The sequence below is a fragment of the Pseudomonas sp. E6002 genome (genome assembly GCF_013385565.1).
In the GTDB taxonomy this organism is placed as follows: Bacteria; Pseudomonadota; Gammaproteobacteria; order Pseudomonadales; family Pseudomonadaceae; genus Aquipseudomonas.
Map to the genome: position 1 here is coordinate 24,505 of NZ_JACAPT010000046.1, position 14,160 is coordinate 38,664.

Here is a 14,160-nt window from a genome sequence, read left to right on the forward strand (position 1 = left end):
GGCCGCTTCGCAGCCCAGCGGGAGCAAGCTCCCTCGCCACATTGTGCGTGTTTGGCAGCTAGGCCCGGATATAGGTCCCGGTGCCCTTGAGAATGTTCTGCAGGGTTTCTTCCACTTCGGCCAGATCCGACTCGGCGGTGCCGTGGGTGATTGCCAATTGATCGTGGCCGCCCAATGCATCGGCATCCGCCGCGCCAATCTCCACTAACAGTGTCGTGGCACTCAGGGTGATCTTCAGCCCGTCCAGGGTCGACGGCTCGTAATCCCAGGTGACTTCCACCTCGTCCTCGTCCGGATAACGGGTCACCATGAACATCTCGCCCTTGTCGCCGTGGCAGCAGAGCATGGCCATGTTGTCTTCTTCGTCATCGCACGGGTTGACGATCAGGTGGGCGGTGGTGAGTTGCAATGGCATGGTTAATCCTGTCTGGGGGAGGGCGAAGCAGGGCAATTGTGCCATTGCGGCGAATTTTGTGCTGCATCGTGTGTCAGACCTTGTGGCATGACCTGGCGGGCAATATCAGTCATTTCCGGTACTCGGCGCCCCGGGATTTCTCCGAAAACACCCGGTTGCCCAAGTCGCAACCCGCCGGCAGCGTGCCGATGACCGAATATGTCGCAGCGTCGCAAGCAGCTTGCTTCCTACACTCGTTAAGCTGCGCAACGGATGTGCCTCGCCAGGAGTCTGACCTGCCCGTCGTACCGTCACCTGGCAAGGTGCGCATCTTATGGAAGTTGAATGTGACCTCATTGTCTTGTCCAGCTTCACCCACCTGTCACTCTGAATTCGTTACTGTAGACCGCGAACAGAGCTGACGGTCTCCCCGCAAGGGGATAACACGCGACGCTTCCATCAATAACAAGCCCAAGCGGAGTACCACAGATGGCGTTCTTCACCGCAGCCAGCAAAGCCGACTTCCAGCACCAACTGCAAGCGGCACTGGCGCAGCACATCAGTGAACAGGCACTGCCACAAGTGGCGCTGTTCGCTGAACAATTCTTCGGCATCATTTCCCTGGATGAACTGACCCAGCGTCGCTTGTCCGACCTGGCCGGTTGCACCCTGTCTGCCTGGCGCCTGCTTGAGCGCTTTGATCACAACCAACCGCAAGTGCGGGTCTACAACCCCGATTACGAACGTCATGGCTGGCAATCGACCCACACCGCGGTCGAAGTGCTGCACCACGACCTGCCATTCCTGGTGGACTCGGTGCGTACCGAGCTGAACCGCCGTGGCTACAGCATCCACACCCTGCAAACCACCGTACTCAGCGTGCGTCGTGGCAAGAAGGGCGAATTGCTGGAAATCCTGCCCAAAGGCACCCAGGGCGAAGACGTTCAGCAAGAATCGCTGATGTACCTGGAAATCGACCGTTGCGCCAACGCCGCCGAGCTGAGTGTCCTGAGCAAGGAACTTGAGCAGGTACTGGGCGAAGTGCGCGTTGCCGTCGCCGATTTCGAACCGATGAAAGCCAAGGTCCAGGAACTGCTGGCCGGTATCGACGCCAGCCCATACGTGATCGACGGCGAAGAAAAAGCCGAGATCAAGAGCTTCCTGGAATGGCTGGTGGGCAACCACTTCACCTTCCTCGGCTATGAAGAGTTTGTGGTACGTGACGAGGCGGACGGCGGTCATATCGAATATGACGCCAACTCGTTCCTCGGTCTGACCAAACTGCTGCGCCCAGGCCTGACGGCCGACGAGCTGCGCATCGAAGACTACGCGGTGAACTACCTGCGTGAGCCGGCCGTGCTGTCGTTCGCCAAGGCTGCACACCCAAGCCGCGTGCACCGCCCGGCCTACCCGGACTACGTGTCGATCCGCCAGATCGACGCCGACGGCAAGGTCATCAAGGAATGCCGCTTCATGGGCCTCTACACCTCCTCGGTGTACGGCGAAAGCGTGCGGGTGATTCCTTACATCCGTCGCAAGGTGACGGAAATCGAGCGTCGCTCGGGCTTCCAGGCCAAGGCGCACTTGGGCAAGGAACTGGCCCAGGTGGTCGAGGTTCTGCCCCGCGATGATCTGTTCCAGACCCCGGTGGACGAGCTGTTCAGCACCGTGATGTCGATCGTGCAGATCCAGGAACGCAACAAGATCCGCGTGTTCCTGCGCAAAGACCCGTACGGTCGCTTCTGCTACTGCCTGGCCTACGTGCCGCGGGACATCTATTCCACCGAGGTGCGCCAGAAGATCCAGCAAGTGCTGATGGATCGCCTGAAAGCCTCGGACTGCGAGTTCTGGACGTTCTTCTCCGAGTCCGTACTGGCTCGCGTGCAGTTGATCCTGCGGGTAGACCCGAAGAACCGCCTGGACATCGACCCGCTGCAACTGGAAAAAGAAGTGGTGCAGGCCTGCCGCAGCTGGCAGGACGACTACTCCAGCCTGGTGGTGGAAAGCTTCGGCGAAGCCCATGGCACCAACGTGCTGGCAGACTTCCCGAAAGGTTTCCCGGCCGGCTACCGCGAGCGTTTCGCCGCGCATTCGGCCGTGGTCGACATGCAGCACTTGCTCAGCCTGACCGAAGCCAACCCGCTGGTGATGAGTTTCTACCAGCCGCTGGGCCAGGTTTCCGGCCAGCGCGAGCTGCATTGCAAGCTGTATCACGCCGATACGCCGCTGGCGCTGTCCGACGTGCTGCCGATTCTGGAAAACCTCGGCCTGCGTGTCCTGGGTGAATTCCCGTACCGCCTGCGTCATGCCAATGGCCGCGAGTTCTGGATTCACGACTTCGCGTTCATCGCCGCCGAAGGCGTGAACCTCGATATCCAGCAATTGAACGACACCCTGCAGGACGCATTCGTGCATATCGTGCACGGCGACGCCGAAAACGATGCGTTCAACCGCCTGGTGCTGACGGCCGGCCTGCCATGGCGCGACGTGGCGCTGCTGCGTGCGTACGCCCGTTACCTGAAGCAGATTCGCCTGGGCTTCGACCTGGGTTACATCGCCAGCACCCTGAACAACCACACCGACATCGCCCGCGAGTTGACCCGGTTGTTCAAGACTCGTTTCTACCTGGCGCGCAAGCTCACCGCCGAAGACCTCGAAGACAAGCAGCAACGCCTGGAACAAGCGATCCTCACGGCCCTGGACGACGTTCAGGTGCTCAACGAAGACCGCATCCTGCGTCGCTACCTGGACCTGATCAAGGCCACCCTGCGGACCAACTTCTACCAGGCTGACGCCAACGGCCAGAACAAGTCGTACTTCAGCTTCAAGTTCAACCCGCACGCGATTCCTGAACTGCCCAAGCCAGTGCCGAAGTTTGAAATCTTCGTCTACTCGCCACGGGTTGAAGGCGTGCACCTGCGCTTTGGTAACGTCGCTCGCGGCGGCTTGCGCTGGTCCGACCGTGAAGAAGACTTCCGTACCGAAGTGCTGGGCCTGGTAAAAGCCCAGCAAGTGAAGAACTCGGTGATTGTGCCGGTGGGCGCCAAGGGCGGTTTCCTGCCGCGTCGCCTGCCGTTGGGCGGCAGCCGGGACGAGATCGCGGCCGAGGGCATCGCCTGCTACCGCATCTTCATTTCCGGCCTGCTGGACATTACCGACAACCTGAAAGACGGCGCCCTGGTGCCACCGTTGAACGTGGTGCGCCACGACAACGATGACCCGTACCTGGTGGTGGCCGCGGACAAGGGCACTGCGACCTTCTCCGACATCGCCAACGGCATCGCCATCGACTACGGTTTCTGGCTGGGTGACGCGTTCGCTTCCGGTGGTTCTGCCGGTTACGACCACAAAAAAATGGGCATCACCGCCAAGGGCGCGTGGGTGGGGGTGCAGCGTCATTTCCGTGAGCGCGGCATCAACGTCCAGCAAGACAGCATCACCGTGGTGGGCGTGGGCGACATGGCCGGCGACGTGTTCGGCAACGGCCTGTTGATGTCCGACAAGCTGCAACTGGTCGCGGCCTTCAACCACCTGCACATCTTCATCGATCCAAACCCGAACCCGGCCAACAGCTTCGCTGAACGTCAGCGCCTGTTCGACCTGCCGCGCTCGGCCTGGACCGACTACGACACCAGCATCATGTCCGAAGGCGGCGGTATCTTCTCGCGCAGCGCGAAGAGCATTGCCATTTCGCCGCAGATGAAAGAACGCTTCGACATCCAGGCTGACAAGCTGACCCCGACCGAACTGCTGAACGCCTTGCTCAAGGCGCCGGTGGACCTGTTGTGGAACGGCGGTATCGGCACCTACGTCAAGGCCAGCACCGAGAGCCACGCCGATGTGGGCGACAAGGCCAACGACGCCCTGCGCGTCAATGGCAACGAGCTGCGCTGCAAGGTGGTGGGCGAGGGCGGTAACCTCGGCATGACCCAGCTGGGTCGTGTGGAATTCGGCCTCAATGGCGGCGGTTCCAACACTGACTTCATCGACAACGCCGGTGGTGTGGACTGCTCCGACCACGAAGTGAACATCAAGATCCTGCTCAACGAAGTGGTGCAGGCCGGTGACATGACCGACAAGCAGCGCAACCAGTTGCTGGCGAGCATGACCGACGAAGTCGGCAGCCTGGTGTTGGGCAACAACTACAAGCAAACCCAGGCCCTGTCCCTGGCTGCCCGCAAAGCCTTCGAGCGCGTGGCCGAGTACAAGCGCCTGATGAGCGACCTGGAAGGCCGTGGCAAGCTGGACCGCGCCATCGAGTACCTGCCGACCGAGGAGCAGCTCAACGAGCGCGCCGCTGCGGGCAAGGGCCTGACCCGTCCGGAGCTGTCGGTACTGATCTCCTACAGCAAGATCGACCTCAAGGAAGCGTTGCTCAAATCCCTGGTGCCGGATGACGACTACCTGACCCGTGACATGGAGACCGCTTTCCCGCCGAGCCTGGTGGCGAAGTTCTCCGAAGCCATGCGTCGCCACCGTCTGAAGCGCGAGATCGTCAGCACCCAGATCGCCAACGACCTGGTCAACCACATGGGCATCACCTTCGTTCAGCGCCTCAAAGAGTCCACCGGCATGAGCCCGGCGAACGTGGCGGGCGCCTACGTGATCGTGCGTGACATCTTCCACCTCCCGCACTGGTTCCGTCAGATCGAAGCCCTGGACCACCAGGTCTCGGCCGATGTGCAACTGGAGCTGATGGACGAGCTGATGCGCCTGGGCCGCCGTGCCACGCGCTGGTTCCTGCGCAGCCGTCGCAACGAACAGGATGCCGGGCGTGATGTTGCGCACTTCGGTCCACACCTTGCCGCGCTGGGCCTCAAGCTCGACGAACTGCTGGAAGGCCCGACCCGCGAAGGTTGGCAGAACCGTTACCAGGCTTACGTCGAAGCCGGTGTGCCGGAGTTGTTGGCGCGCATGGTTGCAGGCACTACCCACCTGTACACCCTGCTGCCAATCATCGAAGCCGCCGACGTGACAGGCCAGAGTGCGGCAGACGTCGCGAAGGCTTACTTCGCCGTCGGCAGCGCCCTGGACTTGCCGTGGTACCTGCAGCAGATCAGCAGCCTGCCCGTGGGCAACAACTGGCAGGCCCAGGCCCGCGAAGCCTTCCGCGATGACGTGGATTGGCAGCAACGGGCGATCACCATTTCCGTACTGCAAATGGCCGATGCGCCAGAAGACATGGAAGCCCGCGTGGCCCTGTGGCTTGAGCAGCACCAGGACATGGCTGATCGCTGGCGCACCATGATGGTGGAGATTCGTGCTGCAGTCGGCACGGACTACGCCATGTACGCGGTAGCCAACCGTGAGTTGCTGGACTTGGCGATGAGCGGTCAGTCGGTGCTGTAATGGGTCTGATTGAGCGTTAATACAAAAAGCCCGGTATCGAAAGATACCGGGCTTTTTGTATTCAGGATGCCTAATTCATACTTCTTAAAATTAGAGTGGTCTATATTGTTGCTGGTTTGGATAGGTTTTCATAATACCAACCTCTCGACGATATAAGCTGCGCTGGTGAGCCGGTCTCCACTATTGAGCCGTTTAATAAGACAATAATGTGGTCAGCTAACCCGGCATCCTCAAGGTCGTGAGTGATAATTATCCTTGTTGTATGGTGTTTGAGGGTTTGGAATATGTAGTCATTTATTATTTTTTTTGAGTTGACGTCCAAAGAGTTTGTAGGCTCGTCTAGAAGTAGCAGTTTGGAATTTCTTGCAACTGCTCTTGCAAGAGAAATTCTTTGTTTTTCTCCACCGGACAAGCCTTCAAGTGTTCGCTCAGTTCCATCTTCTTCCATCATGGGGGGCATGTTTGAGCTGTGATAAAAACTGATTGTCTTGTCGTAGTGCTGGTTGGAGGTGGAAAATATATTGTTTTTTATTGTTCGATTAAACAGGCAATGTTCTTGAGGAACATATCCCAGGCGGCAACGCAATTTTTTTACGTTGGTATGGGATAAGCGTTCCGAGTCTACATATATGTGGCCTGAGTGGAGGTTGTAGAGTCCGGCAAGTGATTTGAGCAAGGTACTCTTTCCAGAGCCGGAACTGCCCACGATGGCCATAGATTCACCTGGAGGAATTTTAAATGATACATTTTTTAGGATGAATGAGTCATCAAATCCTTTTACGTAAATATTGTCCACTTCTATTGATGGCGCGGATAACGCTGTACAGTCTATTTTATGTTGCTTGTATTCGAGTGAGCGGGTGAGCAAAAAAGCCGAATTTTCTGCAATGGTAACGGACGCTCTTTTAATGCTGCTGATGACTAGGCCAAAATAGCTGACGGGTAAAACAAACTGTAGCAAATAGGCATTGATCTGTACAAAGTCACCCACCGAAATCACACCCTTCGATAGATCTACGGCGGATAAAGCGGTGATTATTGTAAGGCCCGCACCCATTACCGCTATCTGCGCCCCTCCGATGAATTGGTTTGTTATGGTATTTTTTACTTCGCTGGTATTGATTTCATTTAAGTTTCTTTCTATGTTGAGTTTTTCGGTGTTTTCGTTTGAATGGGCGATTACTATTTCGCGGTTCTTAAGAAGGTCTAAAATTACTTCGTAAGCGGTTTGTGAAATTTTGTTTGAAGTAGTCTGTCTTTCTCCAATGAGTTTGAATGTAAAGTAAGAAATGGTGCCAAAGGCAAATACGACTAAGGCTAGTGTGAGGGAGTAAATGACTGGCAAAAATTGTATGAGGATGCCTATTGATAAGAAAAATCTTACAATTAGTGGTAATACTTGCGAAAGTACACCGTCTAAAAAGATAGGTAAGGCAGAATTTATTCGAGAAAATTTGTTGGCAAAAACTCCGCTCGACATCGCTGGCTGGCTGGAATCCCATATGAAAATCGTATTTAAGCAGAAACGAATGCTGGCCTCTTTTTTGATTTGCTCAATTAAAATGCTGCTAAATACGGCTCTGAGCCTGAGCATAAGTTCAGAGGCTAACCAGACCAAACCATACGCTGCGCCTACCCATGCAAGATTATAACTGGGCAGGTTTTCGCTGTAAGAGTCAATCAATGTTTTTAGCAGTGCGGGCGCTGCCACCGAAAAGACCACGGTTAAAATATCCATTACTAATGAAAGCGCAAAAAAAAGCTTTAACTTGTGCTCGGCGACTCCCATTATGCTGAAGCAGATTCTAATGCAAGTAAAAAAATCTTTTCCTATCATCCAGTTGCACCTATGGAAACGATAATGGCGAGATCTTGAGGTAGTTCGGCTTTGTCGAGAATGACTCCGTATGGCCCCTCAGTCCATGCGTGAGAAATAAATGGGTGTGTTTGAACACCAATGTTGAATGAACATCTAAGGCTTTCTTCGAATGCAATCCTAGATAGGCTGTATGCGAATTCGAGGCATTTTACTTCGACGCTTAATAATTTAATTGCAAAATTAATGTTATTCCCTATCTTTACCAGTCGCCGTTGGCTCGTTTTTTTCTGGTGAGCACTGCTTGCTCTAAGGTCGTTTAATAATTCCGAAAGCTTGCCTGCTTCGGTGAGTGTTTTAGCGCGTTTTAGATAAATAAATGCTTTGATAAACAATGTAGGAGTTAGATCTCCCAGTCGCCAGGAATCGTCTCCGTTACGCCACTCACAGGTAAATGCGCCTAGGCTATTTTTTACATCGGCAAATGGTTTGCCAGGATTCCGTTCCTCAATGGACAAGATTCCACACTCAGTTAGTTCGCTTATAAACTCCCTGTCCTTTGATGTTAGATGGTTAGGCGATTTGTGAATTATTGACTCTATGAATTTTCCCTGATCAGGTTCAAAAAAAATAAACCGATCCTTTGTTTCGTCCAGGCTCACAATTTGTGAGTTGTAAATTACGCTGTGCAGGCCTTTTGCCCACTGTACTACTGGTTCTTTATTAGCCATTTATATAAGGCTCCCAGTGCTTTATGAACATGTTTGCTGTGTATAAGTGTATAAGCGCGTGTGGGCACTGTATTGCGCCTACAGCGATCCCGCTTATCAGTCTTTGAATGCGGTCCGTGTCAACAATGTCCAGTTCCACGAGTGGTCCATTTAAAATAAGTTGTTCGATTTCAAATCGGTTCGCCAATAAAGATTTTTGTGTCAGGCCCATCGCACTCCCTTTTCTGGTGTTCCATAAGGAGTTATCGCTATATCGATCAAATGCAGATTGCCGTAGAAAATGCCTGTCGAATTTTCCTTTTATTAATTTATGCGAATGTACCTGTAAAGCAGTAGCTAACGACTCAGGCGATAGGAATGGATATAAATAGCGGCCAGGTACACCCGAGAGTGGTGAGGTAAGCATTTCATACTTGTTTATGAGCGCATTTTGCGTTCGATCTCGTAAAGATATCCGATGATCATTGTTGTCTACTTCGTAAGAAGACCTGTTGTTGCTTTCTTTGTCTATATGTTCTGGTTTTAGAATTAGATTTGCACCGTAGTCAATAGCTAAACATTTTTCTGGGTCATTCACTCGGTTAAGTGTTTGGTGGTAGCTGGACTTTGAGGCGGCGTACATGCTCGCGATAGGTGATCTAAAATACTCTGAAAGATTTTTCAGTGTTATGGCTGCGGTAATGTAGCGTCTTTCTTTGATGAGTTCTATAACAAGCCCTTTCTGAGGTAGCGCACAAAACAGCGCGTCTCCGCCGGCGCCGTTGATAAGTGTAGTATTCTGATTAGTGATTAAATCATTAGAAAAGTCTAGATAGGCAGTGTTGACCAAGCCGGTATGAGGAAAGCTAGGTAACAATGTCGTGCAAGGCTGACATCCAAATGGTAGGGAGTCATCATAGTTTAGTATGGTGATATCGCACTTGTAACGCTCGGCGGTTTTTATTACTGATTGGGTATCGTCTCCTGATGCGCAAAAATGGTCTGTAATATGATAAAGTTTTAAGCGTTCGGGACAGAGTCTTAGAAGTATATGCAGTAATATAGTGGATTCCAGTCCGCCGGAATATTCAAGCCCAATAGTGCCGGTACTTGGAATGCTTTTTTCCATATGTGTTTCTAGAATATCCAAAAAATTTACACGTCTGGCAGTATCCCAGTCGCGGTTGATTACGACCCAGTTGACAATGTCGAGTGCGGTTCCTGGTGGCAAATACAATACGCCCGCAAACGGTGAGCTAAAGCACGGTTGTGTTCCATACATGAGGTATTTTATGAAGTGTTCTTTGTTTATTTTAGGTGTCTCATGAGATTTTTCGATTGTTGTCTTCAAATCAGAGCTGATGTGGATATGCTCAGGTGAACGCTTGTTAACGTATAGTTGGTGTTTGCAGTGGTGGCCGGTTTCTATGAAATTGCCTTTAAGCGAGAGTATTGGTTTGCCTCTTTCGCTCAGTATGTGTTCATTTGGATCCTTGGGGTTGGGTAGTAGGGTATATCCATCGTTGGTAATATCTGGGGTTTTTACGAGGATTGCTACTCTGTCTTTTATTTCAATCATGAAGTGCATCCAATGCCTCCATCCCTTTGAATCGTTATTAAATGATTAAGCATCCAGCGACTCTTCGCTCGCTGGACGCTTAATCAGTTTATTTTACGATACTGGGTACTTGGCCCATTGAGGGTGTTCCAAGTTTGGCCCGCCCGGTGGCCCTTGGATATTTTTTGCTGCAGGTAGTTGAATCAGGTTTTTAAAGTTCATAGCAAATCTCCTTTATCAAACGTGATTTGGTACTGACTTTGAATCGAAATGATTCAAGAGCAAATTTAGAATCTTGAGTCCAAAAGTACAGACTCAGAATTCCTCAAATATCGTAGGAAAGTTCCCGAGCGAGAGGTGTCCTAGCGAAGCCAAACGCTGGCATGCGCAATCGGGGCTGTAACCAGCTTGATTGAGCGTTAAAACAAAAAGCCCGATATCGAAAGATGCCGGGCTTTTTTGTGTGCGCCATTTACAGGCTCGACAGCTGCTACGTGATAAGGAGCTTGGCTTCCAGATGGTCCAGATGTTGAGTCATCAAGGCTACGGCTTTGCCGGCATCGCCATGCTCCACCGCATCCACAATCGCCCTATGTTCCTGCCATGCGCAATACGTGCAAGCCTTGGCCTCAAACTGCGCAATCGCCAATGAGGTCAGCGGCACCAGGCTGTTGAGAAACTGTGCCAGCGGCGCGTTGCCCGCAATTGCCGCCAATTGCAGGTGAAATTCCCCGGAAAGGCGAATCGCCGGGCCACGTTCGTCACGCTCGATGCAGTCGCGCTCCCGTGCGATCAACTCCCGCAGTTGGCGGATCTGCGCCGGTTTCGCCTGGGCACACGCCAACTGCACCACGGTGATTTCCGTCAGGCGCCTTGCCTCGAGAATCTGCTGGGTCTGTTGTGCATCCGGTGCCGCCACCTGGGCGCGGTGGTTGGGCCGCAGGATGATCACTTGCTGGTGCGACAGCCGCGCCAGCACCCGGCGAATCACGCTGCGGCTGACGCCAAAACTTTGCCCGAGGCTCTCCTCGGTAAAACGGCTGGCGGGGGCGATGCGTTGCTCGAGAATGGCGTCGAACAGTGCCGGGTAGATGTCGTCCACCGAGAGTTTCGGCTTGCCCACCAGGCGCAACGGCGTAAAGGGGAAAGGGGTGTGCAGGGCGTGAGCGGTCATGCGCGGTCTCCTGGAAGTCAGCTACCCAGATGGTCATCCGGGATGTTCAAGCGAATGCCCATGCGCAAGCCTTCCTGCAGGATATGCCGGCGCATTTCGGCGCTGGCAAGGGCGCTGTTCTTGTTGCGGATCGCCCGCACCACGGCGTCGTTTTCCTGCAAGCGTTCCGCCAGGTGTTCGGGGGAGTTGCGCAGCACCTGGGCGCTTTGCTTGAGGGCGTTGCTGGTCTGTTGCACCACGTTCTGGAAGATCGGGTTGGAGGTCAGGGCGAACAGTTCTTCGTGGAACGCGATGTAGGCGTTCATCCCGGCTTCGCTGTCGCCGGCGTCGAGGGCTTCGCGCATGTCCATCAGGGTCAGGCGCAGTTGCCCGACTTCCTTGCTGCTGATGGATTGCGCCACCAGGCCGACGATAAAGGGCTCGAGGGTGTAGCGCAGTTGCAGGATGTCTTCAAGGCTGGCGTCCGCCACGCCGCTGTCCTGGGCCTGGGATTCGCTGAGGGTGGTTTCCAGCACCACCACGCCCTTGCCGGGCATGGAGCGCACCAGGCCGAGGGTTTCCAGCACGATCACCGCTTCGCGCAGGCTCGGGCGGCTGATGCCCATTTGTTCGGCCAGTTCACGCTGGCCGGGCAGCATCTCGCCGCGCCGCCACTGACCCCTCGCCAGGGCGGCGCGCAGTTTTTCTACCACTGAATTGACGACGGTTGACGAGGTGATCACGTGTGGCTCCCTTTAAATTGAACTGTCTGCTTTGTGTGGCGAGGGAGCTTGCTCCCGCTGGACTGCGCAGCAGGCCCATTTTTTGGGGCCGCTTCGCGCCCCAGCGGGAGCAAGCTCCCTCGCCACAGGGGGTGAGTCTGTCTCATCAGAACTCTTGGTGGGCGGGCAGCACCGGCTTCTTGGCCTGGAAGGCATACCCTTGTTGCCCGTCCAGCACCTTGTTGGCGCGCTGGATATCGATGTCTTTTTCCCAGCGGGCGATGGCAACGGTGGCGACGCAGTTGCCGATCAGGTTGGTCAGCGCCCGGCCAATGCCCATGAACCAGTCCACCGCCAGCACCAGCACCAGGCCCACCACCGGAATCGCCGGGATTGCGGTGAGTGTCGCCGCCAGAATCACCAGTGCCGAACCCGGAATCCCGTGGGCGCCCTTGGAGGTGATCAGCGACACCAGCAGGATGGTCAGCAGGTCGGTCATCGACAGCGGTGTGCCGGTGGCATTGGCGATAAACACGATGGCCAGGGTCAGGTAGATCGAGAAACCGTCGAGGTTGAACGAGTACCCGGTCGGAATCACCAGGCCCACGGTGGAGCTGCCAATGCCAAGGTGTTCCAGTTTACGCATGATCTGTGGCAACACGGCATCGGAGGACGCGGTGCCCATCACGATCAACAGTTCTTCCCGCAGGTACTTGAGCAGCGGCATCATCCGCAGGCCCGACAGGCGCATCACCAGCCCCAGAATCACCGCGACGAACAGGAAGCACGTAAGGTAGAACAGGCCCACCAGGCTGCCCAGGTGTTGCAGGGAATCCAGGCCATACGTGCTGGTGGTGAAGGCGATGGCGCCGAACACGCCGATGGGCGCCAGGCGCACGATCATGCCCATGATGCGGAAGATCACGTGGCTCAGCTCGTTGATCAACCGCGAGATGCCGGAAGCGGCTTCGCCCACCAGGTTCAGTGCGCTGCCGAACAACACCGAGAACAACAGCACTTGCAGCACGTTGTTGTCCGCGAAGGCGCCGATCACCGAGTTGGGGATCAGGTCCATCAGGAACTGGCTGGTGCCCTTGATGTGTTGGCCGCGGTCTGCCAGTTCATTCAGGCCGGCAGACGACAGTTGCTCCAGGTGGATATTGGCGCCGGTGCCGATCCCGGTGCTGAAGGCCATGATCAGGCCGATCACCAGGGCCACGGTGGTCAGTGCTTCGAAGTAGATCACCGACTTGAGGCCGATGCGCCCGACTTTCTTCAAGTCGCCGGCACCGGAAATACCGCTGACCACCACGCAGAATACGATCAGGCCAATCAGCATTTTGATCAGCTTGATGAAGCCGTCACCCAGGGGTTTGAGTTGCGAGGAGAATTCAGGGAGGGCGAGGCCGCAGATTATGCCGATCACCAGGCCAATCACGACTTGCAGGAAAATCGAACGCGAGCACCATCTGAGCATGGGAAGGATCTCTATTCGGTGCCCTGGTGGGTCCAGGGCTTAATTGTTGTGGTCTGACCGGTATGTCCAGTGCGGGGCCAGTCTACGCTCGGTTTTTTTCAAGTCGCAAGTAAATATTACGCGGATGGCAGGTCCCGGTCTGACCAGTTGGTCCGCAAGGTTCGTGCTTGAGCGGTTGGCGGCCCGGAATTTTTTTCGCTTATCATCCCGGGCTTGGTTCACAGGGTGAGTTATGGATATTCCAGGATTGATCACGGACGCGGCGGGCGTCACCAGCTGTACGTGGCGCACGGCGGCGCCGGAGTACCCGGATTACCACGACCACGAATGGGGCGTGCCGGTGGCCGATGACATTGCGCTGTACGAGAAGATTTGCCTGGAAGGTTTTCAGGCGGGCATGGCGTGGATCACCATCCTGCGCAAGCGCGAGGCGTTTCGCCGGGCGTTCGAGGGCTTTGATTTTCGCCGGGTGGCGCAGTACACCGAGCAGGACATCGAGCGATTGATGGCCGACCCGGGCATCGTGCGCAATCGCGCCAAGATCGTGTCCACCATCAACAACGCCCGGCGCGCCTGTGAGCTGGTGGATGAGACCGGTTCGCTGGCGGCGTGGCTGTGGTCGTTTGAACCGGCCGCCGATGAGCGCCCGGCGGTGGTGGACATGGCGTACTGGACGGCCAACCCCACGTCAGCCGCGTCAACACGTTTGTCCAAGGCCCTGAAGAAACGTGGCTGGAGCTATGTGGGCCCGACCACGATGTATGCGTTCATGCAGGCGATGGGCATGGTCAACGACCACCTTGAAGGCTGTACCTGCCGGTCTCGAATCGAACACCTGCGCCACCACTTCAAACGACCCTGAGCCACTGACTGTGCGCGGTTAAAACTGTGGGAGCTGGCTTGCCGGCGATGGCGGTGGATCAGCAAACACAACTGTGTCTGATGCACCGCCATCGCCGGCAAGCCAGCTCCCACAGGAGG

Annotated in this window: 9 protein-coding genes; 2 read left to right on the plus strand and 7 right to left on the minus strand. The window is 55.3% G+C overall.

The genetic code is table 11. The annotated features are described in order from the left end of the window. Window positions 1-58: 58 nt before the first annotated feature. Complete coding sequence (locus tag HX815_RS29180) at window positions 59-415, minus strand: hypothetical protein (protein ID WP_003212949.1); 357 nt, start codon at window positions 413-415, stop codon at window positions 59-61. 468 nt (window positions 416-883) lie between these two features. Here HX815_RS29180 and HX815_RS29185 point away from each other — a divergent pair, with 468 nt between their 5' ends. Then, on the plus strand, window positions 884-5,743 hold the full coding sequence (locus HX815_RS29185) for an NAD-glutamate dehydrogenase (protein WP_003212956.1): 4,860 nt from the start codon (window positions 884-886) through the stop codon (window positions 5,741-5,743). A gap of 100 nt (window positions 5,744-5,843) precedes the next feature. Here the strand turns inward: HX815_RS29185 and HX815_RS29190 are convergent, their stop codons facing one another. From HX815_RS29190 to HX815_RS29215, 6 genes are all read right to left on the minus strand, one after another. Further along, window positions 5,844-7,580, minus strand: coding sequence for an ABC transporter ATP-binding protein (locus HX815_RS29190; protein WP_177029351.1), 1,737 nt, complete (start codon window positions 7,578-7,580; stop codon window positions 5,844-5,846). Continuing rightward, window positions 7,577-8,290, minus strand: coding sequence for a lasso peptide biosynthesis B2 protein (locus HX815_RS29195; protein ID WP_177029352.1), 714 nt, complete (start codon window positions 8,288-8,290; stop codon window positions 7,577-7,579). The genes HX815_RS29190 and HX815_RS29195 overlap by 4 nt, the downstream gene beginning before the upstream one ends. Continuing rightward, on the minus strand, window positions 8,283-9,857 hold the full coding sequence (locus HX815_RS29200) for an asparagine synthase-related protein (RefSeq protein ID WP_177029353.1): 1,575 nt from the start codon (window positions 9,855-9,857) through the stop codon (window positions 8,283-8,285). The genes HX815_RS29195 and HX815_RS29200 overlap by 8 nt, the downstream gene beginning before the upstream one ends. Before the next feature lie 460 nt (window positions 9,858-10,317). Next, a complete protein-coding gene (locus HX815_RS29205; protein WP_177029354.1) occupies window positions 10,318-11,001 on the minus strand; it encodes a GntR family transcriptional regulator in 684 nt (227 codons plus the stop codon). Window positions 11,002-11,018: 17 nt separating this feature from the next. Continuing rightward, a complete protein-coding gene (locus HX815_RS29210) occupies window positions 11,019-11,723 on the minus strand; it encodes a FadR/GntR family transcriptional regulator (RefSeq protein WP_003212959.1) in 705 nt (234 codons plus the stop codon). 145 nt (window positions 11,724-11,868) lie between these two features. Then, window positions 11,869-13,179, minus strand: coding sequence for a C4-dicarboxylate transporter DctA (locus HX815_RS29215; RefSeq protein ID WP_008433031.1), 1,311 nt, complete (start codon window positions 13,177-13,179; stop codon window positions 11,869-11,871). Between the two features lie 232 nt (window positions 13,180-13,411). Here HX815_RS29215 and HX815_RS29220 point away from each other — a divergent pair, with 232 nt between their 5' ends. Further along, on the plus strand, window positions 13,412-14,041 hold the full coding sequence (locus HX815_RS29220; protein ID WP_032899088.1) for a DNA-3-methyladenine glycosylase I: 630 nt from the start codon (window positions 13,412-13,414) through the stop codon (window positions 14,039-14,041). The last annotated feature ends 119 nt before the right edge of the window (window positions 14,042-14,160 follow it).

Excerpts from the sequence above, each read along its gene's own strand:
- HX815_RS29185 (WP_003212956.1), top strand. The coding sequence starts at position 884 with ATGGCGTTCTTCACCGCAGCCAGCAAAGCCGACTTCCAGCACCAACTG.
- HX815_RS29220 (WP_032899088.1), top strand. The coding sequence starts at position 13,412 with ATGGATATTCCAGGATTGATCACGGACGCGGCGGGCGTCACCAGCTGT.
- HX815_RS29190 (WP_177029351.1), bottom strand. The coding sequence starts at position 7,580 with ATGATAGGAAAAGATTTTTTTACTTGCATTAGAATCTGCTTCAGCATA.
- HX815_RS29195 (WP_177029352.1), bottom strand. The coding sequence starts at position 8,290 with ATGGCTAATAAAGAACCAGTAGTACAGTGGGCAAAAGGCCTGCACAGC.
- HX815_RS29200 (WP_177029353.1), bottom strand. The coding sequence starts at position 9,857 with ATGCACTTCATGATTGAAATAAAAGACAGAGTAGCAATCCTCGTAAAA.
- HX815_RS29205 (WP_177029354.1), bottom strand. The coding sequence starts at position 11,001 with ATGACCGCTCACGCCCTGCACACCCCTTTCCCCTTTACGCCGTTGCGC.
- HX815_RS29215 (WP_008433031.1), bottom strand. The coding sequence starts at position 13,179 with ATGCTCAGATGGTGCTCGCGTTCGATTTTCCTGCAAGTCGTGATTGGC.
- HX815_RS29180 (WP_003212949.1), bottom strand. The coding sequence starts at position 415 with ATGCCATTGCAACTCACCACCGCCCACCTGATCGTCAACCCGTGCGAT.